The sequence below is a fragment of the Photobacterium satsumensis genome (assembly GCF_050336935.1).
In the GTDB taxonomy this organism is placed as follows: domain Bacteria; phylum Pseudomonadota; class Gammaproteobacteria; order Enterobacterales; family Vibrionaceae; genus Photobacterium; species Photobacterium satsumensis.
The window spans coordinates 1,268,058-1,291,983 of sequence record NZ_JAKJSK010000006.1 but is presented as its reverse complement, the minus strand read 5'-3'; the positions used below and the strand labels follow the sequence as shown (position 1 = coordinate 1,291,983).

Annotated in this window: 22 protein-coding genes; 12 read left to right on the top strand and 10 right to left on the bottom strand. The window is 45.5% G+C overall.

The features are described 5' to 3' along the window. The first annotated feature begins 41 nt into the window (after window positions 1-41). Window positions 42-986 (top strand): SPFH domain-containing protein, encoded by a 945-nt coding sequence (locus tag L4D79_RS06035; protein WP_428648726.1) that lies wholly within the window; start codon window positions 42-44, stop codon window positions 984-986. Further along, on the top strand, window positions 983-1,441 hold the full coding sequence (locus L4D79_RS06030; protein WP_428648724.1) for an NfeD family protein: 459 nt from the start codon (window positions 983-985) through the stop codon (window positions 1,439-1,441). Before L4D79_RS06035 ends, L4D79_RS06030 begins: the two co-directional genes overlap by 4 nt. A 153-nt stretch (window positions 1,442-1,594) precedes the next feature. Here the strand turns inward: L4D79_RS06030 and L4D79_RS06025 are convergent, their stop codons facing one another. Then, window positions 1,595-2,128 carry an ankyrin repeat domain-containing protein gene (locus tag L4D79_RS06025; protein WP_428648722.1) on the bottom strand — a complete coding sequence of 178 codons (534 nt, stop codon included), beginning with the start codon at window positions 2,126-2,128 and terminating at the stop codon, window positions 1,595-1,597. 56 nt (window positions 2,129-2,184) lie between these two features. After that, window positions 2,185-3,708 carry a catalase gene (locus L4D79_RS06020; RefSeq protein WP_428648719.1) on the bottom strand — a complete coding sequence of 508 codons (1,524 nt, stop codon included), beginning with the start codon at window positions 3,706-3,708 and terminating at the stop codon, window positions 2,185-2,187. A gap of 353 nt (window positions 3,709-4,061) precedes the next feature. On the opposite strand from L4D79_RS06020, the gene L4D79_RS06015 reads away from it, so the two are divergent. After that, complete coding sequence (locus tag L4D79_RS06015) at window positions 4,062-4,901, top strand: 2OG-Fe(II) oxygenase family protein (protein WP_428648716.1); 840 nt, start codon at window positions 4,062-4,064, stop codon at window positions 4,899-4,901. A gap of 192 nt (window positions 4,902-5,093) precedes the next feature. Continuing rightward, window positions 5,094-5,552 (top strand): cytochrome C, encoded by a 459-nt coding sequence (locus tag L4D79_RS06010; RefSeq protein ID WP_428648714.1) that lies wholly within the window; start codon window positions 5,094-5,096, stop codon window positions 5,550-5,552. 65 nt (window positions 5,553-5,617) lie between these two features. Here the strand turns inward: L4D79_RS06010 and L4D79_RS06005 are convergent, their stop codons facing one another. Further along, a complete protein-coding gene (locus L4D79_RS06005; RefSeq protein WP_428648711.1) occupies window positions 5,618-6,616 on the bottom strand; it encodes an ElyC/SanA/YdcF family protein in 999 nt (332 codons plus the stop codon). A 227-nt stretch (window positions 6,617-6,843) separates the two neighbouring features. Here L4D79_RS06005 and L4D79_RS06000 point away from each other — a divergent pair, with 227 nt between their 5' ends. Further along, complete coding sequence (locus L4D79_RS06000) at window positions 6,844-7,242, top strand: VOC family protein (protein WP_428648709.1); 399 nt, start codon at window positions 6,844-6,846, stop codon at window positions 7,240-7,242. Between the two features lie 56 nt (window positions 7,243-7,298). Here the strand turns inward: L4D79_RS06000 and L4D79_RS05995 are convergent, their stop codons facing one another. The 3 genes from L4D79_RS05995 to L4D79_RS05985 all read right to left on the bottom strand — a co-directional run bounded on the left by L4D79_RS05995 (window position 7,299) and on the right by L4D79_RS05985 (window position 10,752). Beyond that, on the bottom strand, window positions 7,299-9,281 hold the full coding sequence (locus tag L4D79_RS05995) for a flavohemoglobin expression-modulating QEGLA motif protein (RefSeq protein WP_428648706.1): 1,983 nt from the start codon (window positions 9,279-9,281) through the stop codon (window positions 7,299-7,301). After that, window positions 9,265-10,293 carry a glutathione synthase gene (gene gshB / locus L4D79_RS05990; RefSeq protein WP_428648704.1) on the bottom strand — a complete coding sequence of 343 codons (1,029 nt, stop codon included), beginning with the start codon at window positions 10,291-10,293 and terminating at the stop codon, window positions 9,265-9,267. The genes L4D79_RS05995 and gshB overlap by 17 nt, the downstream gene beginning before the upstream one ends. 117 nt (window positions 10,294-10,410) lie before the next feature. Further along, complete coding sequence (locus tag L4D79_RS05985) at window positions 10,411-10,752, bottom strand: MaoP family protein (RefSeq protein ID WP_428648701.1); 342 nt, start codon at window positions 10,750-10,752, stop codon at window positions 10,411-10,413. A gap of 164 nt (window positions 10,753-10,916) precedes the next feature. On the opposite strand from L4D79_RS05985, the gene hdfR reads away from it, so the two are divergent. From hdfR to ribA, 5 genes are all read left to right on the top strand, one after another. Further along, window positions 10,917-11,777 (top strand): HTH-type transcriptional regulator HdfR, encoded by an 861-nt coding sequence (gene hdfR, locus L4D79_RS05980; protein WP_428648698.1) that lies wholly within the window; start codon window positions 10,917-10,919, stop codon window positions 11,775-11,777. Between the two features lie 340 nt (window positions 11,778-12,117). Continuing rightward, window positions 12,118-12,276, top strand: coding sequence for a hypothetical protein (locus L4D79_RS05975; protein ID WP_428648696.1), 159 nt, complete (start codon window positions 12,118-12,120; stop codon window positions 12,274-12,276). A 123-nt stretch (window positions 12,277-12,399) separates the two neighbouring features. After that, window positions 12,400-12,723 carry a DUF6916 family protein gene (locus tag L4D79_RS05970; protein WP_428648693.1) on the top strand — a complete coding sequence of 108 codons (324 nt, stop codon included), beginning with the start codon at window positions 12,400-12,402 and terminating at the stop codon, window positions 12,721-12,723. An 84-nt stretch (window positions 12,724-12,807) separates the two neighbouring features. After that, window positions 12,808-12,990 (top strand): restriction endonuclease subunit S domain-containing protein, encoded by a 183-nt coding sequence (locus L4D79_RS05965; RefSeq protein WP_428648691.1) that lies wholly within the window; start codon window positions 12,808-12,810, stop codon window positions 12,988-12,990. Between the two features lie 388 nt (window positions 12,991-13,378). Continuing rightward, window positions 13,379-14,431: a GTP cyclohydrolase II gene (gene ribA, locus L4D79_RS05960; protein WP_428648688.1), complete on the top strand. Its 1,053-nt coding sequence runs from the start codon at window positions 13,379-13,381 to the stop codon at window positions 14,429-14,431. Between the two features lie 74 nt (window positions 14,432-14,505). Here ribA and L4D79_RS05955 read toward each other — a convergent pair whose 3' ends face one another. Next, window positions 14,506-15,267, bottom strand: coding sequence for a substrate-binding periplasmic protein (locus L4D79_RS05955; RefSeq protein WP_428648685.1), 762 nt, complete (start codon window positions 15,265-15,267; stop codon window positions 14,506-14,508). A gap of 79 nt (window positions 15,268-15,346) precedes the next feature. On the opposite strand from L4D79_RS05955, the gene L4D79_RS05950 reads away from it, so the two are divergent. Then, on the top strand, window positions 15,347-17,803 hold the full coding sequence (locus tag L4D79_RS05950; protein ID WP_428648683.1) for a response regulator: 2,457 nt from the start codon (window positions 15,347-15,349) through the stop codon (window positions 17,801-17,803). A gap of 109 nt (window positions 17,804-17,912) precedes the next feature. On the opposite strand, the gene L4D79_RS05945 is transcribed toward L4D79_RS05950, so the two are convergent. The 3 genes from L4D79_RS05945 to L4D79_RS05935 form a co-directional block, all read right to left on the bottom strand. Next, window positions 17,913-18,221, bottom strand: a complete 309-nt coding sequence (locus tag L4D79_RS05945; RefSeq protein ID WP_428648681.1) for a hypothetical protein — start codon at window positions 18,219-18,221, stop codon at window positions 17,913-17,915. 258 nt (window positions 18,222-18,479) lie between these two features. Further along, window positions 18,480-19,961 (bottom strand): FMN-binding glutamate synthase family protein, encoded by a 1,482-nt coding sequence (locus L4D79_RS05940; RefSeq protein WP_428648678.1) that lies wholly within the window; start codon window positions 19,959-19,961, stop codon window positions 18,480-18,482. A gap of 195 nt (window positions 19,962-20,156) precedes the next feature. Next, a complete protein-coding gene (locus L4D79_RS05935) occupies window positions 20,157-21,062 on the bottom strand; it encodes a chemotaxis protein (RefSeq protein ID WP_428648676.1) in 906 nt (301 codons plus the stop codon). A gap of 393 nt (window positions 21,063-21,455) precedes the next feature. Here L4D79_RS05935 and L4D79_RS05930 point away from each other — a divergent pair, with 393 nt between their 5' ends. Next, window positions 21,456-23,807 carry a glycosyl hydrolase family 18 protein gene (locus L4D79_RS05930; protein WP_428648674.1) on the top strand — a complete coding sequence of 784 codons (2,352 nt, stop codon included), beginning with the start codon at window positions 21,456-21,458 and terminating at the stop codon, window positions 23,805-23,807. Window positions 23,808-23,926 lie beyond the last annotated feature (119 nt).

Sequence of the window (23,926 nt, the reverse complement as noted above, 5' to 3'; positions counted from 1 at the left end):
TTCTGGCTATTAACTGAACGCTGTTTATTAAGGAGAGCAACATGCCGTACGATACTTTGGTCACTGTTGGTGTATTTATCATAGTGGCAATAGTGTTTATTGCTTCGGGTGTTAAAACCGTTCCACAGGGTAGTGAGTGGACTGTCGAACGTTTTGGACGCTATACCAAAACACTTCGTCCTGGTTTGAATTTGATCGTGCCTTTTATCGACCAAGTCGGTAACAAGATCAATATGATGGAACGAGTGTTGGATATTCCGGCACAAGAGGTGATTTCACGAGATAACGCCAATGTCACCATCGACGCGGTGTGTTTTGTGCAGGTTATCGATGCGCCGAAAGCCGCGTATGAAGTGACCGATCTGGAACATGCTATCCGGAACCTCACTCTTACGAATATCCGTACTGTGTTAGGTTCGATGGAACTCGATGAGATGCTATCACAGCGAGACACCATTAATGGCCGCCTACTGACTATTGTTGATCAGGCCACAAACCCTTGGGGTGTAAAGGTCACTCGTATAGAAATTAAGGATGTGCAGCCTCCAGCCGATCTTACTTCGGCGATGAATGCCCAGATGAAGGCAGAGCGTAATAAGCGAGCAGAGGTTTTAGAAGCTGAAGGGGTAAGGCAGGCTGAAATTTTGCGTGCCGAAGGCCACAAGCAATCTGAAATCCTTAGGGCTGAAGGTGATAAGCAAGCCGCTATTCTGCAGGCGGAAGCAAGGGAACGAGCTGCCGAGGCTGAGGCAAGGGCGACAGCCATGGTTTCTGACGCCATTGCTAAAGGGGATCTACAAGCCGTTAACTACTTCATCGCCCAAGGGTATACCGATGCGTTGAAAACGATAGGCCAAGCAGAGAATGGTAAAATTATTATGTTACCTCTGGAGGCGACTGGCCTGATGGGCTCGATTGCTGGGATCACTGAAATCCTCAGCCAGTCAGGGAGCAGTAAAGAAGGAGAGAAAGGTAAGCAGGCATGATCACGTTACTTGAGCAAATGAATGTCTGGCATTGGCTAGCGTTGGGGCTGGTATTGTTACTATTGGAGTTATTAGGCACTGCCGGTTACCTGCTATGGCTAGGCGTATCGGCTTTGTTGGTGGGGGCGATTTTGTTCTTCCTTCCATTAGGCTGGGAAATGCAATGGCTGACCTTCGCTGTATTTTGCTTGTTCACGACTTGGTTGTGGTGGCGTTACCAGCACAAACAAGATAAAGCCGGTGACGAGAAGCGCAGCTTGAATCAACGATCCGAACAATTAGTCGGCCAAACTTGCGTACTAGAAAATGACTTTTCCATTGGACAAGGTCGCTTGCAACTCGGTGACACGACGTGGACCGCTAAATCAGAGTCCAACATACCTGCAGGAACCCTGGTTGAAGTGATTAGGGTTGAGGGTATCGTTGTCATTATTCAAGAAAAAGTAAGCCAGTAAGAGCTAGAACCCTCGGGCAATGTGCGGTAGTGGCGCAAAATGGTAAGTTTATCTCTGCTGCTGCCGCTATATTGAAGACGATTCAAATGTGTTGTTATTTGCTGGTGTTGCCTCTGCTTAAGCGGAGGCATTTTTTTATCTTTGCATTCAATCCTATTGCTTCTCCAAGCTCATGGCGCTGTTACCACTGCTGTCCTCCAATGTGATATCCGCACCTCGCTCGATAAGAATTGCTTTAAGTTCTTCACGACCAAATAACGATGCATACATGAGAGCGGTCTGGCCGGCATTGTTTTGGCTATCCGTGTTGCATTGGGTATTCATCAACTGCTTGGCAATTTTTACTTCGCCTTTAAAAATTGCAGCCATCAAAGCTGTGTTACCTCGGTTGTCTTTCAGGCAGGCATTTGCGCCTTTATTGAGTAGTAGTTTGGTAGCTTGGTAATGGCCGTGGTAGCTAGTAAACATCAGGGCGGAATAGCCTTTGCTATCTTGCGTATCGACGGGCAAGCCAGCGTTGATAAATTCGCTGAGCACTTCAGTGTCAGCTGTACGTGCAGCTGCAAAATAATACTCTAATAACGCCTGGTAATCAGCATCGTGCTCGCTGGCACAGCTGCTGGTGGAAATCAGTAAAATAGCCATCGTGAAGATGACACCGATGCCAAGGTGGTATAATTTTTTCATAATTTAATCAGTAAGAAAGTGGGTGCGGGCAAGCCGCACCCAGGTGTTTGATGTATTTACATTAACTGTTGGGCCGCTAAGCGTTTCACTTGATTTAGATTACCGTCTACCGCTTGGGTCAGGCGAGTACCGTAGTCAGTGTCTGCCAGGTAGGTGAAACTCAGTATCATATTCTTGATGCTGGCGTCTTCTACCGCACTTAAGTCGGCAGCGAAATTCGAAATTAGGTTGCTTTTTTCTTGCTCGCTGAAGCTTCTGTATAGCTCTCCAGCTTGGGCAAAGTTCATTTGCTTGTTAATACTCGCTTGCTGAACTTGGCCAGATAGTGTTGCGTTACTATGACGAGCCTTGGAGTCTTCTTTCACTGAGCTATGTCGGCTTGGTTGGTAATTGATATCGCCTTGGGTATGGCCGTGATTTGCCGCGCCATCTTGGTTGTAGTTGGTTACTGGTTGCTTTGGCTGGTTGATCGGTAGTTGCTGATGGTTAGCACCCAATCGATACATTTGGGTATCGGCATAAGAGAATACCCGGCCCTGTAGCAGTCTGTCTTCCGACGGCTCAATACCCGTGATCAGGTTTGCCGGTGCCATGGCAACTTGCTCGGTTTCTTGGAAGAAATTATCCGGATTACGGTTTAGCGTCATAGTGCCGACTTTGGTTTCGGCAACATCCAACCACATCTTGGTAGCATCTAACGGGTTATATTCGAAATCGTTCAACTTATCGGCTTCAAGCACTTTGATATAGAGGTCCCATTGCGGGAAGTTGCCCTGCTCAATATTATCAAACAGATCTCGGGTCATATGCTGGAAGTCTTTCGACTGGATAGCTGCGGATTGGCTGCTATCAAGGTTGTTGATACCTTGCTGAGTCTTCCATTGAAACTTGACGTAGCTAACTTTGCCTTCGCTGTTGATCATTTTATAGGCATGCACACCAAAACCATCCATCTCACGATAGCTTGCAGGCGTACCATAATCGCTGTACAGCCAAGTCAGCATATGAGTGGCTCCCGCTTCATGCGAGAAGAAATCGAAGAACCGGTTAGGATCTTGAATATTGTTTACCGGTGATGGCTTGAGTGAGTGGACCATATCAGGGAATTTAATGGCATCTCGAATAAAGAATACCGGAAGGTTGTTACCCACCAAATCCCAGTTACCTTCATCTGTGTAGAATTTTGTCGCAAAGCCTCGTGGATCGCGCAATGTTTCCGGGCTGCCTTTACCGTGAATCACCGATGAGAAACGAACGAAAACAGGCGTTTCTTTGCCGCTGAGGGCAAAAGGGGCGGCAGCAGTGATGTCACTGAAATCAGTGCTGGCGACAAAAACGCCGTGTGCGCCAGCCCCTCGGGCATGAACGACACGCTCAGGGATACGCTCACGGGCGAATCGTTGAAGTTTTTGTATTAGTTGTACGTCTTGTAACAGCACGCTGCCATCGCTACCAGCAATAACAGAGTTTTGGTTATCCCCAACGCTTGCGCCATTGTCACGGGTGAGAGTCTGGGCGCTGACATTCAGTGCCGTTGCCAAGCCTAGCGCAATGACGAGGGTTTTTTGTTTAAATATCATTTTTATAATTACCTTGTGTTGTAAAGCATGGCAAATATACGAATCACGGGGCATAAAATGAAATTGATGGTTCCTATTTCTTTAATAGCTATTACTTATTGATTTAACGGCGATAATATTCCTGCGCAATAAATAACCACCCTGGTGTTGTTACGCAGAAATATTAAGCCTGCTGATTGTTTTGATTTTTAGTATCTGTTCGCTGTTTCTTACTGTGAACAGATTGTTTCCGAAATGGCGGTGTCGGTGAGTAAGTGCAAACGATAAAATGCAATGCAACCGATTACGTCGGTGATATAACCAAGTAACTTGGTATAAAAATAACGAGTCAGTCAGATAGAAGAAGATAAAACATGAAATTGGAAGCAGTAGATTATAACGCGCCCGATGCCGCCGAGCGCTTTGTCGAATCACTTCGTACCACAGGCTTTGGGGTATTGAAGAACCACCCAATCCAGCAGCAGCTTGTTCAGTCGATTTATGATAACTGGCAAGGCTTTTTCAACACGGAAGAGAAAGAAAACTTCCGCTTTAATGTTGATACTCAAGATGGATTCTTCCCTTCAGAAGTTTCTGAAGTCGCCAAGGGTCACAGCAAAAAAGACATCAAAGAGTATTTTCACTACTACCCATGGGGTCAGTGCCCTGATGCACTAAAAGCTGAGCTTCAGCGTTATTACGAGGAAGCAAACAAGCTTGCGAGCCAGTTGCTTGGTTGGGTAGAAGAACACTCTCCAACTAACGTTTCAGAGCTATACTCACAGCCATTGTCATCAATGATTGATGGTAGCGATAAGACTCTACTACGCGTGCTTCACTACCCGCCACTAAAAGGCGATGAAGAGCTTGGCGCTATCCGTGCTGGCGCGCATGAAGATATCAACCTTCTGACGGTACTTCCTGCTGCGAATGAGCCGGGTCTCCAGGTATTGAGCAAAGACGGTGAGTGGCTGGATGTGCCATGTGATTTCGGAAACTTGATCATTAACATCGGTGATATGCTGCAAGAAGCCTCTGACGGTTACTTCCCGTCAACGACCCACCGTGTGATCAACCCTGAAGGTGCGGACAAAACAAAGGCGCGTATTTCATTGCCGCTATTCCTTCACCCGAAACCTGACGTTGTACTGTCAGAGCGCCACACGGCGAACAGTTACCTGATGGAGCGTCTACGCGAACTCGGCGTTATTTAAGCCTCGTAGCAAAACTAAGCTTCGTAGCAAAAGAATACGAATGAAGAACCAGCCTACGGGCTGGTTTTTGATTTTTATCAACCAACCTTTAAACAGTTGCTAATCTTGGCGCTTCCTTTCTCTATTGCCTTCTACGCTTATCATAGCCACAGAATCTGCTAACCAAACTAAGCAAAAGACAGGTGGTGATTTATGAAACTATTCCCATTGCTACTTGGTACCGTATTGACCGTTGTGCTGACAGGGTGTGAACCGCCGGAGCGCGGAAACACCGCAACGTTTACATTGCCTCCAGGTAGCGCAGACCACGGTGAAGAGCTATTCCTCCACTATCAATGTTTAAGTTGCCATTCCATGGAAGGGTATGAACGGCCTGAGGTGCTGGATGAGTCCGGTGTCAATGTTGCGTTGGGAGGCAAGGTACCAAGCCTGAAAAAATACCAGGAGCTGGTTGTTTCGGTTATCAATCCGTCGCACCGCATTGCCGACGGTTATGAGCCCGAAGAGGTCATGCGCTCGGGTGAGTCCATAATGCCAAGTTATAACGATGTGATGACTGTCACCGACCTCGTTGACCTTATTACCTTCCTTGAAAGTAAGTACGAGCTAGAGCCTTTTGAATATACCCAGTATGAAGGGTTTTATTATTGAGTTTATCCGCCACATTAGTGGTTTGGAAATTAGGCCCATGGTGGGCCTTCTTTTTATCACAATTTTTAAATTTGTTGATACCCAGCACAATTGAAAGCCGCCAACCCGTAACCCCGTAACGCATCAATGTAACAGTTGATACGTGTTTGTCCTGTCGGGAAGTCAGTGGGTGATAATCCATCGGTAACGGCGAGATGGTCAAAAACAGTGTGAGAGCCTTGTCTTTGTTCTTCGACTCGTTTCTGGCTGTGCTGAATGGTCTCAAACAGTATTTGTGAGCGGTGAACGTGAATCGACGCGCTGATTAAAGTTGCGTGTTGCATTTGCTTACGCTGTAAAATCACCAAGGTGTGTTGGGCGTTTTCTATAGTGTTGGCCGCTTTCTCTTCTTTAATTATCCTGTTGCTATCTATCCCACGTTCTACCAGCCATTTTTTCATCTGTTCGGCTTCCGTGGTACCTGCTGTTTTAACTCCACCAGTGACGACGATTACGCTATCTGGAGATAGTTCGGCAAGCTTGAGGGTTTGTTCCAGTCTTAGTGTTAATGGTTTGGCGATTGAACCGTCGTTATTGAGTTTATAGCCAAGGGTAACAATGGCGTGCCGTGCAGCGGCCTCTGAGCCTAGGAGAGAGCCACTGTGTTGATAACATATTGGGTTATTAAGATTATTCTCAAGAATATCGATGATACTCGTAATGGTTTTTGCAGATAGGGGATTAATATGGGAGAGCTGCTCAATATGTTTAGTGACACGCTGCGGGTTGCCCTGATAATGGTACCAGACAGCAAGGTAGCTATGGAGCGTGACCTTCTGCTGGTCGCAAGCGACTAGCAACGCTTGGCTATAGCCATCTATAGCCTTGTCGATGTTTCCTTGAAAGCTATCTACGTTGGCCATGGTCATGAGGATATCGGCTTTTTCATTACCTGTTGTCGAACACAGTGCTTCTGACAGGTAATACTTTACCGCGACAAGGTTCGAGACGCTTTTATCGTCCAACTTGAAGTTGTGACGATTGGGGCTGTTGTAGGCTTCAAGTGCTAGTTGGATATCGTCCATGTTTACTCTATCTATTCATTCAAAAGCGTTAGCTCATCGTATCCTTCATCCAGGTAAATGCAAAGCGCACCTAATGAAAAAGTCACTGAAAAACAGAATGTTGACCATGTCAGAAAGGGTAGGACTTAACCTGTGCTTTATTCTTGGTAATCAGCATAAAGAGCAGCAGATTTGGCGAGTTAGGCTAGCTTTAATAGCAGGCCTTGAATATCGATAAGGAGAGAAGGATGGCGAGTGTTTTTGAGCAGCATGGTGCGTTTAGTTGGTCTGAATTAATGACCGATAATCCTGAGAAAGCGATTGAGTTCTACCGTCAGGTTATAGGCTGGGAAGTCGAGGCGATGCCGATGGAAGAGGGGACTTATCATATTCTAAAAGCAGAAGGAGAGCCTGTTGGTGGAATAATGGGTAAACCCGAAGGTTATGAGAATATCCCCAATCACTGGGGCTGCTATATTACGGTCGATGATGTCGATGCGACAGTCATGGCAGCGAAAGCGGCAGGTGGTTGTAATGTCTATGAACCAAAAGATATTCCGGGCGTAGGCCGCATCTGTGCTATTAGCGATCAAGATGGCGCGATTGTGTCTGTGATTGCTTATGAGAAAAAAGAGTGTGAAGATTAAAAATAAAGCCGCGAGGTATTGCCCTCGCGGCTTGTTGTTTTAGCAGGCTGTAAAGATTACTTAATGCATTTGAGCATATAGCTGATGATAGGATCGCTGGTATCTTTCATCGCGAGTGCCTTTGGCATATAAGCCGGCTTTTTAAGGATCTCACGGGTGATCAACTCATCAAGTAACGGCTTGAATTCAAAACCGGTTTTACCGATAAACAGTGATGTCAGATCTTCATTGGCATAGGCATGCAATGCATCTTTCAACCCTTTCAGGTAAAGGTAGTCTTTGGTGAAACCACCTCCACGGTAGGCACGGGCCGTAATGGTGAAGGCTTGATCGCTACTGATCCCATAGTCATGTTTTAGCACATGGAAGGTCTCATTGAAGCTTTCACCTTTGACCATCATATCGACAGCCACTACCCGCAATGCCAGCGTTTTTAAACGGTGTAGCGGGAAGCTACCTGACAAATGCTCACACAAAATCGCCAAGCCTTCTTGGGTATGGGTGTTACCCGGTAAACCTAGTTTAAGCACCTTCAATGGCTGCATATCGGCGTTGGCGCTGGTGACCAAGTGAACCCCTAGCTCATGGTGGATGAGCGCATCAAGGTCCTTACGGTTGAATTTCGCCGTTTGGTTTACCTTAATTGTCCTACCACTGACCATTGCACGGGCGATCAGCTGCTTAGAGCCTGCGATTTTACATTTCACCCCATACTCATCGGCGGCTTGTTTGAACGCCTGAATCGCTTCTTGAGCTGAAATGGTTTCTTCTTCTGGCTCGCTATATTCACAGGCGTGCAAGATAAAGTTCGCATTGGCGATATCGTTTTGATCCGGCTGGCCATAATAGCGCAGCGAGTTATATAGGAACTCGTCACTACCAATGCTGGTCAGCAAATCGATACGCACGGCAAGCTGGTCAATCACCTTGCGGTACATCGCTTGGATATCCGCATCACGGATATCTTCCACCGGTAAACGGTAGAGCTGCTCACGGAACTTAAACGGGTCCAAATCCAGCTGTCGATATGTAAAGTTCAACGGGTAGTCATATGGACGGTGTAAGAACCGGCGTTTTTCCTGTTTGATATTAAGTGGGTTGATATAGCTAAGCGTATTCACTCCCCTTGCAATCGAAAACAGTTGGCGATCGAGCTTGAGTACTTCACGCGGCAACTTAGAAGCCAGTACATGGCTGCCCGTTAGTTTCTTGACCTTGGTACGGCGCAAAATGGTTTCTGCGGCGTGCTCAGTCAGTACGTTTTTCATCTCAGCACGTAGCTTGTCGATAACCAGCGGGAAGCTTTCACCACGCGCCTCGTCCATGAAGACCTTCTTCACTTCCAAAGGCATGATCAGCGTATTGGTGAAATGGGATTTCACAAAGCTGGCCTGATAACCCATACCTTGAAAGACATCATTGACTTCAGCGGTGATATCAATGTTCGGTAGCTCTATGTTACGAAGCTTGCCGACCAAGCTATCAATTTCTTTGCGCCAGCGGCGCGTGTTGACTTGCCTTGTACCTAGGTTAAATACCGGCACGTCACGGTCAATGCGCTGGTAGTTGTATGAATGGACGTCATACAACAGGCACAGACCGAATTGGCTTTCCAGCGTATCAATTAGACACGCTAGAATACGGTAATAACAGCTATGCTTTGCCAGCGAAACCGCACGCTCATCATCAGTGAGTGGCGTTTGCCAAACCGGTTTACCCCACGCTTCATCATAGATGCAGTTTTCAGGCGCACGATTCAAGTCGTACTCGTAGCGCGAGTCCTCGCCCTGAAGGACGATTGGCAGCGAGGAAATGAAATCGCCAGTGAAGGGATCTTCCTCGAAGTAGCGCTCCTCTTCTGTGAGTAAACAGTTTGGCATCAGGTCGCCGCGTAGGCGGTGACCATGATGGATAGCAGTAGCAATGTAAGGCTGATATTCGCTGATACGAATGGTCAAGCTTCCATCGTTAAGCTGGGCTTCAAACGGAATTAACTGCTGGATCCTTTCCAGAATTTCCGCTTCAGAAAGTTGTAGCATCGGCAATCACCTGACGAAATTCATTTTTACGTGTAATGCTGACTTCTTTTGCCTTAACAACGGTTTCGGCAAAATCAATAACTTGAACTTGCAACTTAGTACGGTTTAAACGGTTGATACGGGTGATGCCACCAGGGCTCAGCACGTTCACCTCAACCAGTTTGCCGTTGATAACGTCCAACCCAACAAAGTAAAGACCATCGCGCACCAGTTTCGGGCCAATGTGCTTACATAGACGCAGCTCTTGCTTGGTCAATGTATGCTTCACTTCTTTACCGCCGGCATGGATGTTCGAGCGCACGTCGCCTTTGGCTGGCACACGGCGCATCGCACCGATAGGCTCGCCGTTTAGCATCATGATGCGCACATCACCTTCTTCAGCCCCTTCGATGTAGTCCTGAAGAATGACGTAGTTCTTGTCATCACCGATATAGAAATCCAGTAGTGATTTCACGCTTGATTTAGCGCTTTTCTCAACCAAGATGACGCCTTTGCCGCCGTAACCGTTCAGTGGCTTCATGATCATGCGATCATTCGGCGTTTCCTCTAGTACACGTTCCAAGTAATCGCGGTTTTTCGATACATGGGTCACCGGAATGAACTCATTGTTCGGATCCGGGAGCGATGTCGTGTACAGCTTGTTATTGGCTACACGCAAACCGTCGATATCGTTCATGATAAAGGTGTGATCACGAACCGAATCGAGGAAGTTCAATGCCATGGTGTCTAGCGGCGGATTGGCGCGCATGAAAATGACATCGAAGCCTGCCAATGGTAGCTGGACTTTACGAAACTCTGCTTTGCGGTAAAAACTTGGGATATTGCTAGATACCTCCGTCTGTTTCAGCACTTGGCAGAATGCGATAGCCGTGCTGTGTCGCATAGTCAGATTATTCGGTGTTGTAATGGCTACCGTGTGACCGCGTGAGGCAGCCTCGTGGATCAGACGCAGTGTCGAGTCATTCTCTGGCTCAACTTTGTCCCACGGATACATAACAAAACAAATTTTCATAGCAGTCGCCTAATTACTGTCAACGTTGACAGGGGTATAAAGAAGTAAGCCATCGCACGTAGGGTGGATGGCTTATTCATAATGGTAAATAGTGAGAGTAAAAGTGCTTTACTCAGTTTAGATCTCGATGTCGGTATCGACATCGTCATCATCAAAGTCGTGTGCGTACTGTTTTCTTTGCGAAACGCACAGTGTGTAACTACGTACTTTTTTGGTCGTTTTAGCCACGTATTTAGACCAGCATTTTGCATAGCTGGTTTGAACTTCTTTGCTGCCACTGATTTCAGCAAGAAACTCTTGTTCATTAATCGTTTCCGGACTTAATGAACCATCAGCGAGGCCACGCATCGTGCGACCAAAGTTTTCGAGTAATTGAGCTTCGCCAATGGTGAAAACACCTGAGCGGTTGAAACCTCGTGGGAAATTTTTATCGTCGTAAAATTTGCCTACACTTCTCATTGAATATGCTTCCAAACGTGATTTGCGCAGATATTCTTTCAGGTTGTTGATCTTGTAAATCAAAAGTTTTTCGTCGTATCGATAAAAATTTTTGATTAAGCTGAAAGGGTATCAAGATGTATTATGATCCCTTTAACCCTTAATCTTCGTCGTCGAGGACGCTAGTGGACACAGAACTACTTAGAACCTTTCTTGAAGTGACCAAAACGCGCCATTTTGGCCGTGCTGCTGACAACTTGTTTTTAACTCAGTCTGCAGTGAGCTTCCGTATTCGCCAACTGGAAACCCAACTGGGGAATGACCTGTTTTCGCGCCAGCGTGGTAACGTGCACCTGACAGCCGCTGGTGAGCGCCTTCAGCCCTATGCAGAAGCTATTTTGCAAACCTGGGGACGAGCAAGGCAGGATGTGGCACTGACTGAGACGCTTAATCAGCAAGTAACGATTGGGGCCTCATCATTGTTCTGGGAATTCGATGGTATTTCAGATTGGGTCAGCCGGATCTATCAGCATGTTGATGGGCTTGCCTTACGATTGGAATCTATTCCACGCCAAAGTTTGGCAAAACAACTGTTGGATAAAAGTGTCGATGTGGCGATCACCTCTGAGCCGCCTAAGATAGAAAACCTGCAGGTGACTAAAGTGCGTGATTATCAGTTGCAGCTAGTGAGCAAAGATAAAGATTGCACGATGGAGAGAGTTAAGTCGCTCCCTTTGGTGTATCTCGATTGGGGAACGCGCTTTTCGGTTGAGCATAGCCGGATTGTCGAGCTTCAGAAGACGCCAATCATGCATACCCATTCGAGCAAGATGGCACTGGAGTTTTTGATTAACAATAACGGCGTGGGTTTTCTACCTTCCCCAGTTGTGGCTGCCAGCGTGCAGGACGGGTTGTTGTTCCCTGTAGAAGGTGCACCAGTGATGGAGCAGTCGCTGTATCTGGTATGGCGTGAAGACACAGAAAAAGCCGAGATGCTGGAGTCTATGCTAGCGGTGCCGTTCAATCAAATTATTGAAAGTGTTTAGATAGAAATCGAAACCGACAGATCATCAGTAAATTTAATCGTTGGCTGAAAAATTACTTGTTGTACATAAATTGCAGTGATCTCCTATTCTCTCGCTGTCTCCTCTAAGTTGGAGGAGACAGCGATACGAGAATATAGATGTATATCACAAATGGCATTATGGGATTGATGACCTTGATACTATTTGTTGCCGGTCCGATGGTATTTAGTATTTTTGTCATAATCCAAAGTTACACTTCGATCAGGTTTGGTAGTGATATTTTGCTGTTGGCATGTGTCGTTGCCAGCGTTCAATTAATCTGTATTTGTTACTTACTCTGGAATGGTTTCAGGAAACAAGCATGGCTAAGTTAGATCAAAAATTCTCTAAAGGGGCTAAGTCAAAACACAAGTTCGATTTTGAAGGTGATTTTCAAGATTTAGACCAATCATCAAAGAAGAAAAAGCGCCGTATCGCGCGCCAGCGTGACGCTTATCCGGAGTATGACGACAGCTATTGATTCAATGATTTGATTTAACGATTGATGTAACGAGAAAGGGCGCTAATTAGCGCCCTTTGTGGTTTTTAGCGTTCGTGGTTTACGCTTATAGACAGTAGAGTGTCTGTGAAAGAGGCTAACACTATGTCTAAAAATCCAATGTCGATGGAAAATGTACAAAAGTTGGTTGGTGAGCAGGTCAAGGTTTTTGATCAATCCGGCCATGAGGCAGAATTTACGGTCAGCGAGGTCACGCAGCAACCCAGACATGGCTTCGATGATTTCGGCCGGTTTATTGAGCACTTCGTGATCACCTTTCAAGGTGATGGCAGTACCCACTTTCCAGATGGCCACTATCACTTCAAGCACCCTAAACTAGGAGAAGTGGAGCTGCATGTGATTCACAAGCATGACCATGACTACGAGGTGTTGGTGGAAACTGAGCTGGTTATTGGCCAGTTTAGTTGATGTATCTTGATCAATATTTCTTGTTGCAAATCATGTATACTGCCATCAGTTTGAATGTAGGTACTGCAAAACAAGAGTGAAATGATGCTAGACAATATTTCTATTCCAGACGATATCGAACAAGAGCCTGAATTGGCGATCCCTTCGATTGACGAGCAAAAGCGCATTGTTGAAGAGCTAAAGCGTTTAGAAGAAGCAGGTGAATTGACACCTGAAGTGCTTGAAGAGTTTATGACCGGTAAACGCACAGCACCTGAAAGCGAATAATATTCGTACCCAGTTTTGGGTATGACAAAAATTATTAAAACGGCACGATGAATTATTCATGGTGCCGTTTTTTAACTGATGAATTTTATTTCTTAATCTTATTATACAACCTGAATTATGACCGTTTTCATTTCTTCATATGACTACATTGCTAGTCAGCAGTCTTAAAATTAAGACTGTTTTAAGGTGAATGATGTTAAATTATGAACAATAACTCATCTGTAACTCACTAAATTAAAATGACTTTAGCATTATCGTTGAAATCCACGAGCAAAATAGTTTAACTTTTTTGTTGTGGTTCCCATACTTTCACTATACTTAATTGTACGCAAAAGGAGGCATTACAATATTATCAGTTGTAATTGTTCATTTATTAGGAGTGCAATGAATGATTGAAGAAATTCAGTTTTATGAACCCAACGAAGACTATGGATTTTTATCTAATTTTGCCGACAGCCCTATCCAGTTAAGCGATGTGACTTGGCCCACTAGCGAACATTACTACCAAGCACAAAAATTTATTGACCCAGCCATTCAACATCAAATATTACACGCACCAACCCCAGATGAAGCATTCCGATTAAGTCGTGAATATGCTCAATTAGTGAAATCTGACTGGATGGATGTACGCCATTCCGTGATGCGTTACATTGTATTTGAGAAGTTCAGGCAGAACCCTTATTTTACACATTTACTGGTTAGTACCGGTGATAAGTTACTGACAGAGCACTCCCACAAAGACAGTTACTGGGGGGATGGTGGTGATGGCAAAGGGCAAAATGAACTGGGTAAAATTTTGATGGAAGTGAGGGATCACTTCGCTGAAATAGAGCCTTTTAACTTCGTTCATTTTGTTGATAGTGCAAAGCTTCCCACCCAGTGGGGCACCTTCCGGATGTATGGGTTCGTAGAGCAAGCAACAGGAAAAGAGCACCTTGCACTTGTTTATGGTGAGCTTAAAAACGGCGAGCCACCGTTGATCCGCCTTCATTCAGAGTGTCTGACCGGCGATGCTCTGTTTAGCGCCCGATGTGATTGTGGGTTCCAATTATCAAGGGCTATGGAGAACATCGTCCAGGCTGGAAGTGGTGTGTTATTTTACTTACGCCAGGAAGGCCGTGGCATCGGGCTGATTAATAAAATACGCGCCTATCACCTTCAAGATGAAGGAGCTGATACGGTTGAAGCGAATGAGGCTCTTGGCTTTGCTGCAGATATGAGAGATTATTCTTTCTGTAAAGGAATGCTTAGCTTTTTAAATATTGAGTCAGTTAAGCTGATGACGAATAATCCAAGAAAAATGAAAGCGCTGAAGAGTGCCGGAATTAATGTTTCTGAGCGCGTTGCTCTGCAAGAAGGGAATAACCCACATAACCACGGATATTTGAAAACTAAAGCTAGCAAACTTGGCCACATGTTTGATGAATCGTTTATTAAGTAGACTTTTTTAATTGTATTACGAGTTATAAATAAAAAGCCATCTAAACAGATGGCTTTTTAGTTGCTGGTTAAATTTTATAGATAATCATCAGCAATGCTGTCAATTTTCCCAGTTGACTTTAACGTGTTTAGTCGCTGGTTGATGAACTTTTGTAACTCTGGATCCATTTTTGGGTCAAAAGCCAAATAAATAGGGTAGTCGGGAATAACGGTATTAAATGATTGCAGCGTAAAGTCATTCTTGTCTTTATTCTGCTTGTTTAGGTTGTATTTAATTCGTGATTCCATTTCGACAAAGGCAGTATCACCAGGCAGTTTATTGATGACACGGAAAGCTGCGCTATAGTCTTTTACTCTGAGCTCATCGACAGCCCCTTTTTCGATATAGGGTATTAGCTCGGGATAGTCAAAACCATGCAGTAAGACCACGACTTTTTCTTGCAGGTCTTGCATAGTGTTGAAATTGAAAGGGCTGCTGTTGCTGCTGATTAATACGTGGTGGACATTGTATATGGGGGTGTCTGATAGGTTTTCGGCTTGGACGCCACCCCAGTTAGGGCTGCCATAAGTAATCCAGTTAGCCTCTCCACCGGTCTCAAGTAAGGTGATCATACGGTTGAACGGATAAGTATGGTATTGGATGGTGTATTGGCTTTCTTCAAAAACCGCTTTTACGATATCGGTCACAATTCCTTGATGGGAGTTGCCGTTTTCAATTTGGAATGGTTCGGCTTGTTTAGCGATCACATAGTAATTGACAGGTTCGGCGTGGGTATTGATAGCGTATAGCGGGAGACTTAGCACGAAGCTTAATGAGAATAGTGTTTTTTTCTTCATTTTTTGTCCTTGTCTAAATATTCCGTTTTGAAGGTCTATTATTAGGTTAGTAGAGGAATTGGAAGATGCGAGTTTAAGGATGAAGGACGTGACAAGACCGCTAAAAAAAAATCGTCAGCTTAGTTTGGCTAAGCAATTACTGTTTCTGATTATCCTGTTGAGCTCTTTATTTACGCTGTTGTCAACAACACTGAGTCTATATCTAGAATATAAAGGTGATCTGAAAGATATAGACAGCCGCTTTACCCAAATCCAACACAGCTATCAATCCAGCCTAACGTCCAGCCTGTGGGTAGAAGATAGAGAGCTATTGCTTACACAGGCTGAAGGGGTGTTGAGCTTGCCCTCAATCACGTTTGTCAAAATATTCGACGATGAACAGTTGATCTTAGAGCTCGGTGAACCGCTGACGGAAAACGTGGTAGAGCAACAGTGGCCGCTGACCCATCAAGCATTAAAAAAAGAATTTATGCTGGGAACCATGGTCGTTCAAGCTGACCTTAAACCCGTCTACCAAAACCTTTATGACACTTTCCTGTTGTTGCTATTCGGCCATAGCCTGCAGATCTTCTTTATTTCCGTTTGTATCTTGCTTATCGCCTACCGGTTGGTCGTTAAGCCTCTGACAAAGATGTCCGTTGCGGTGACAAAATTTGACGATCAAAACGTCCCGTTGCCGGTCAACCTTTCTGAGCGGTGGTTTGATGATGAAATCACCACATTAGCAAAACAATATAACCGTTCAGCAGAGCATATCCGATATCATTACGGTGAACTGGTTGAGGCGCGGAAAATTGCCGAGCAGGCGAATCTCAAGAAGAGTGAGTTCCTTGCCAATATGAGCCATGAAATCCGTACCCCGATGAATGGCATTATCGGATTATCGGGCTTAATGCGTGAAATGGAGATGCCGGCAGACCAAAAAGAATATATCAATATGCTGCACACCTCTTCGCTATCGCTGCTCGATTTAATCAACGATATTCTCGACTTCTCTAAAATCGAAGCCGGCCAACTTGAATTGGAATCTGTCCCCCTTAACTTGTTTGAAGTGAACAAGGAGGTTGAGTCATTGTTTATAGTTAAGGCGGCAGAAAAGGGCCTTAACTTCTCTTGCTCTGTGGAGAAAACAGTGAGTCCGATGTTGATGGGAGATGGGGCAAAATTAAGGCAAATCTTAAATAACCTAGTTAGCAACGCGATTAAATTTACCGATAAAGGCCAGGTTACTCTTTCTATTGAGCATTTGGAAAGTACAGAAGACACTTGCAAGGTTAAATTGTCGGTTTCTGACAGCGGTATAGGGGTTGCTAAGGATAAGCAGGCCACTATTTTTGAAAAATTCCAGCAGGCAGACGGCAGTACCACCAGACAATATGGTGGCACTGGCCTAGGATTGGCGATTTGCCGAGAAATGGTCAAGATGATGGGGGGAGAAGTCGTTGTTGACAGTGAACCGGGTAAAGGCAGTACCTTTTACTTTGTTCTTGAATTACCGAAAGAAAAAACGACTATCCCGCTGGAAGAGCGTTCAATTCTTAGAGGGCTTAACATTCTGTTGGTCGATGACAGTATGTTGAATATGCGGATTACAACGGTACAACTTGAAGCCTTTGGTGCAAAGGCGGTAAGTTGTATCGATCCGAATATGGCAATTCCGATGGCTGAAAAAGCGATGGCGCAGGGACAATGTTTTGATGTGGTGATCATTGATAAGTTTATGCCACTCCTCGATGGCTTTGAATTAGCCAAGCTGCTACAGCGGCATTTTGGGGCAAACTGTCCCAAGTTAATGATGATTTCGGCTGCGCCAGAAATGAATGATGAAGAGAAAACGCTCAGCCTAGGTATTAAGTCTTTCCTGACCCGGCCATATAAAGATGCGCATTTGAAGTGGGCGATATTGAAATTGGTTTCGCCACAACCTGATCTTACTGGTAAGGAAAAGATACTAGAGTCGGTATCACCTAACCCAGAGAAGGAGCGTGATAGCGCTCAACCACAAGATGCGATAAGGCTAGCCGTAGAAGAGGCTGTTAAAGAACCGTTATTGAAGAGTGATCCAGAGCCGCGTGAAGATGAAAAGAGTACTGAGAGGCTGGAGAAGGCAAAAGAAATCGTAGAGGGGAAAAGTAACTCGCAGCAAGTCGAGGCAGCAATAAAGGTTCTGGTGGTTGAAGATACGTTGATCAATCAGAAAGTGGCAAAGATGATGTTGGAGAAAGCCGGAGCCGTTGTCGAAATTGTCGAGAACGGTCAACTTGCTGTATCTATCTATCAGGAAAAGTACTTTGATGTGATTTTCATGGATTGCCAAATGCCAGTGATGGATGGTTTCGAAGCGACCCGTCAAATTCGTGAAATAGAAAAGCAGACCGGGGGCTTTACACCGATTATTGCGCTTACGGCGAATGTAGTGAAAGAAGAAAAAGATAAATGTTTTGCCGCAGGAATGAATGATTTTGTGTCTAAGCCCGTTTCTTTGCAGATTTTGAAGCAGAAGCTAGAGCAGCATGCGCCGGTGCCTGTTTCCTGACGGTCGGCTTAGTATGAGTAATCTATAAACAGCGCCTCTGTGGCGCTGTTTTTGATATGGGTGATGGTAACTGAGTTGTTGTTGAGTAACCGCAGCGAGAGGTGCGCCTTTAACTTAGAGACCAGTCCTCAGTAAGAAGCGACATCGGTTGGTTGTACAGGGTAATCACAACTGTCAGGGTATTGTTGAAGGTATCTTCTGATATTTCATCAATAACGTAGAAATCACTGCTTTTATTCTTCAGCGAGTTATCTACCAGTAACTGTAGGCTGTCATTGATATCACCATCGATGATGAGCGTTTCTACAGCATTAAGTTGTATGTTATGGACTTCAATAGGGGCAAGCAGCTCTGGGGAAGCGTAAGAGAATGCGGATGCTGTCAGTAATGCAATAGCTGCAAGGGTGCGCGAAATCATGATTCAATAATAAGTAGTCAGTCAGTGGGGGTACTTTGACATCGCTTCTGTTAGGGAATGTCAGCTTAAGGTAAAAAACAGTAGAAAATACGCCTTTGAGTACTTCCAAAGGCGCTGGTTGCTAAAAGTATATTAAAACACCGTTCAATTTTGGCGGTTGTAAAGAATAAATTTTCATTTGATGGTTTTTTACTCATTGAATTTAATGAAAACGTCGTTTTTTTATCTACCTTATTGCGTGTTTGTTAACGGCACCGGCTATTGATGATTCTCATAAAGCTTATCCAGTGCGATGGATAAACCGTTCTCTGTCACTATCCGTATGTGTGATTTATTCAGTAATCTAGCGTTGGTGACACCGCACGAGTGGGCGATAACCCCTAAACCGTAATGAACATATTTATTGTAATTAGCGACCCGCTGGGTTTTGTCTTCTACATGGAGCCCTTGCTGTAGTCGCTTGTTGTGTGTCGTGATGCCGGTCGGGCAGGTATTTTTGTTGCATTGCAGCGCCTGGATGCAACCAAGGGCGAACATATGACCTCGGGCTGAAACGACAAAGTCTGCACCGAGTGCAATGGCCCAGGCCACTTTGGATGGTGTGATCAGTTTTCCAGAAGCAATGACTTTTATGTGATCTTTTAGCTGGTGTCTCTCCAGTCTGGCGACAACAAGCGGTAAACTCTCTTTCAGTGGCAGGCCAACATAGTCGATAAGCGGCTGAGGCGCTGCCCCTGTACCACCATCTGCACTGTCGATGGTAATAAAGTCAGGAGCACTGTCTTTCCCCCGGCGCTCAATCTCTTCTAAGAATTCATCAAACCAGGTTAACGAGCCGATAACGGATTTAAACCCGACCGGTTTACCTGTGGTCTGCCGGATGAAATCAATCATATCCAGTAAATCCCCAACAGTGCGGATATCGATATGTCCGTTAGGGCTGATAGAGTCCTGTCCTTCGGGAATACCTCGAATTTTGGCAATTTCTGCTGTCACTTTGCCGCCAGGTAATATTCCACCTTTGCCGGGTTTAGCTCCTTGGCTCATTTTGATTTCAAACATCTTGACCTGAGGGTGAGCGGCGACTTCTTCGAGCTTCTCCTTGCTGAGGTGGCCTTCTGCGTTCCTAACACCGTATTTGGCTGTACCGATCTGGTAAACAATGTCAGCACCACCTTCTAAGTGATAAGGACTCAAACCACCTTCTCCAGTATTCATCCAACAACCCGCTATTTTAGCGCCGTGTGATAATGCTTGGACTGCAGGTTTGGAGATAGCGCCGTAGCTCATACCAGAAATATTAAAAATTGAAGCTGTGGTATAGGGAATACGGCAGTTCGGACCTATGGTTATCGGGGCGGGGGCAACGGCATCTTCTTCCAGTGTTGGAAAGGCACAGTTCATGAACATGATGGTACCGGTCGGTTCAAGACTTCGAGTTGAACCGAACGCTAGAGTACGGTCAACGTTCTTGGCGGCTTTGTACACCCAACTCCTTTCTGCACGGTTAAAGGGCATTTCTTCGCGATCCATAGCAAAAAAATACTGGCGAAAGAACTCACCTTGTTTCTCGAATAAATAGCGGAAGCGGCCAATCACAGGGTAGTTATGTCTGATAGCATGTTTGTGCTGGCGAATGTCAGTGATGTACATATAGATCACCGCTAACACCCCGAGTCCAAGAAATATAATGAATAGCCCTGATAGAAAATTAATGCCGAAAATTAATGAGTCGCCCATAGTGCCTCCTAATCAGAATGACTAGATCTAAAGCTAGCTTAATAGGGAATAAAGAACGCAGTAAGTGTGATTAATTTCAAATTTTTTGATTTTTATAGTCCAAGAGGTCAATCAAGAAATAAAAAAGCCAAGCAGTATTTGCTTGGCTTTACTAGAGAAACGTTTGCTCACATTTGTGTATTGAAGTTTAGGCACTTATACCGTCGAAATACTGTTTATCTTTTCAGCACCTCGTAGCATGGCATGGATCAGCTCATTGGCTTCAAATTTCGTCAGCGCTTCATGCGCGCCGACCTGATGTGCTTGCGATACACTGATCTCGCTTGAAAGTGAGGTATGCAAAATAATGTATGCATGGGATAGCTGTGTTGTGTTTTGTACTTCAAAAGCAAGTTCATAACCATCAAGCCCAGGCATTTCGATGTCACTGACTAGAATGTCAAATGGCGTGCCGGCTCCTGCTGCATGCTTGAGCATCTCAAGTGCATCATGGCCATTCGTCGCAATAAAGTAGGGGATGGAAATACTGTCGAGGGCCTGAGATAACTGGCGTCTTGCAACCGCTGAGTCATCAACCAGCAGGATCTTCAGTGGTCTTAATACTTCGCGTTCCACATCGGTCAAAATGGGCTGTAGGCTATCTGGGTTGTCCGGAAACACCTTCGATAGAAGTAGCTCTACGTCTAGCAGTTGGACCAATTTATCATCAACTTTGGTCACCCCTGTGACGAACACATTCTTGCCCAGAGCGCTTGGCGGCGCGTCAATGTTGTGCCAGTTACACTCGGTAATACGATCAATGCCCCGTACAAGGAAACCGACTAACATACGACGGCAATCGGTAATGATGATATAGCTGTTTTTGAGCTCATCTTTAGAAAGCGGGGGATAGCCTACGGCCTTTGCCATATCAATAACAGGTAGGGTATCGCCGCGTAAGGTAGCAGCACCCAAGACTGTCGGGTGCGAATGAGGGATAGCGGTTAACGGGGTATAAGGAACAATTTCTTTTACCTTGAGTGTCCCTATGGCAAAAGACTGCAGATGGGTCAGTTTAAATAACAGCATACCCTGAGATTGATTTGTTGCTGCTTTAATCATTGCTAGTCCCTTTTGTAATTCTATTGGTCACGCTAACGTGCGATGCCTCAAGCGGTATGGAATGCATATATCTTAGCGGTTAATTGTGAGGATGGAACAGAAGACGGTAGATAATTGATTGGACTTTGATCTTTAGCCACTTCAATCAGCCATAACATACCTTTCTATCATTGAATGGTTTTTGATTTGGTCAAAATTTGAACGGTTATCGATGTTTTTCTGTTATCTTGCATGACCATTTCATATTGGTTTGAAATGACATTAAAAATGTTATTAAAAGAGCCATTTCGCTTTCACGAATCATAAAAACATAGCTAACACTTAATGGGACTTTTTTGAGGGCGAAAAAAATGTGCCTTCAAACTTCCAATAACCATTATGTGGAGAACAAAAATGCAAAAGGGATTACAGCTGAGTAAGTTGGCATGCGCGATGGCTGCCATGCTGGTGGCGGGCACGGCCTCAAATGTCCAGGCCGCTCCAACCCATGACAAGAATGTCATTGGTTATATTACTCAGTGGGAAGCATGGAAAGGGACGAATGCTGGGTTCAGTGTGAAAGGGGAAGCCACACACTTGAACGTCAATATGGATATTTACTCTATTTTGAACTTCTCTTTTTTCGGCGTAGCCAAAGATGGTTCGCTGCACAGTGGCGATTTGCGCAATAAAAATATCTACCAACCGAGTGCCGTGCAGGAGCCGGGCCCTCTGCTACATCCGGATGTTTACTCTAGCTGGGACTTCCATATTTTGTGGGGCGAATTAGAGTATATTCATCAGTTCCCGGGTAATGAAGCTTGGGAAGCGGATGCTCTGCGCAAAGTTCAAGAGCAAGGATTTGTTAAATCAGGCAATGGCTGGCTCCATACGCCAAGCGGGGTTGTCGGGCAAATGCCGATCCCACTCAAGAAAACGGGTGGTGCACCAGGCCTGATTGATCTTGCCCACCAGAAGGGGGTGAAAGTGATGGCGTCACTTGGGGGGTGGAGTATGTCCAAGCACTTCCCTGAAATGGCGGCGGATCCGGTGAAAAAAGCCCGTTTCTTAGCTGATGTCGATAAATTGATGGCATTGGGCTTTGATGGTATAGACATTGACTGGGAATACCCAGGAACCGGTGGTATGAACTTTCAGGGTAACCCGGAAGATTACGGTAACTTTGAATTGTTAATGGAAGATATCCGCGAGCGTATTGGCCCGAATAAGTTGCTTACCGCAGCCTTTTCAGCCTCTACCGGGAAACTAGAAGGCTACAATTGGCCACGCTTGGTCGCATCTATGGATTACTTCAATATGATGACCTACGACCTTAATGGTGGTTGGTCTAATGTTGCGGGACACAACGCGCCGCTATACCCATACCCGGAAGAAGAATATCAGGATCTAGACCTTGATCATCTTCGTGCATGGATGGCAACCAAAGGGATCCCGTCAGATAAAATTAACTTCGGTGCAGCTTTCTATGGCCGCGGGGTTCAAACCACGGAAGCAACCGCGTATGTCGGGGCACCAACAGACAAACGGACGGTGAACTTCAGTGTTGATGGTCCAACCGAGTCAGCAGTTGATCTCGATAACTGGAAAGAGTTCGAAGGGCAGCCAAATTACAACTACATTATGCAGGCCGCTGGCTGGGAGCACATGTGGGATGTCAATGCCGAAGTTCCTTACGCGGTGAAGGGCAAGTACTTCCTTAGCTATGACGATGTGCCGTCTATCGAGAAAAAAGCCCAGTATATTGTCGATAACCAACTTGGCGGTGTTATTGTTTGGCAGGTACACGGCGATATCAAGTGCGAGGGCTCTTTTGTTAGTTACGGTACCAAGCTTAAGCAGTGTACTAACCTGAGCTCACCATTGGCTGAAGCTATTGACAGGGTATTCACAGCCGGTGGTGGCATTGTAAACACAGCGCCAGCATTGACCGTACCTGGTGCGCAGAATGTAGATGCCGGTGCCGTGGTGAGCTTTACTGTGTCAGCAACAGATGCAGAGAGTGATCCATTGAGCTATACCGTGACCAATGCAGTAGTAGTTGATAACGGTGATGGGACAGCGACTGTGACTTATCAAGCACCAAACACGGCCACTGACACGCAAGATACCGTTACGGTCAAAGTATCTGATGGACGTAAGTCGGCCACGAGTACTGTTGTCATTAACGTTAAAGGCAGCGGGGTTGTAGGCAATACGCCGCCAGTATTGACTGCACCGGTGAATACGACAGTGAAGAGCGGCCAGAGCGTCGTGATCAGTGTCCAAGCTGAAGATGCTGATGGTGACTTACTGACTTTCACTTCTTCTGACGGTACCGTAGTGACAACCGCAACGGGTGCTGACATTACTTTTGTGGCACCTACCGTTACCGTGGATACTGTTGTTGATGTGACGGTTACTGTTTCAGACGGCATTGCCAGTGAGATTGCGACCATTGCTGTGACGGTGCAAGCCGACTCGACCGGTGGCCAAACGACGTGGGATCCAAATAAGGTCTATAACGCCGGTGATACGGTACTGTTCAATGGCGTGAAATATACTGCGAAATGGTGGACCAAAGGTGAAGAGCCGGGTCAAAGCTCTGCGTGGGAAGCGTTTGATGACGGGAGTGTGGGCGAGTGGAGCTCAAGTAAAGCCTATTCAGGTGGCGATCAAGTCACATTTAACGGTCAGACATACAAAGCGAAGTGGTGGACTAAAGGTGATCAGCCGGGTAATGCTGGTGGCCCTTGGCAGCTAATGTAACAGCTATCACTTAACGGGTTGATTAGCTGATCACTTCATGTCTAAAGACTTAGTTCAGGCTCGCAATTTGCGGGCCTTTTTCCTACTCGCAGGACAAGTGAGCGCTTGGCCACTATATT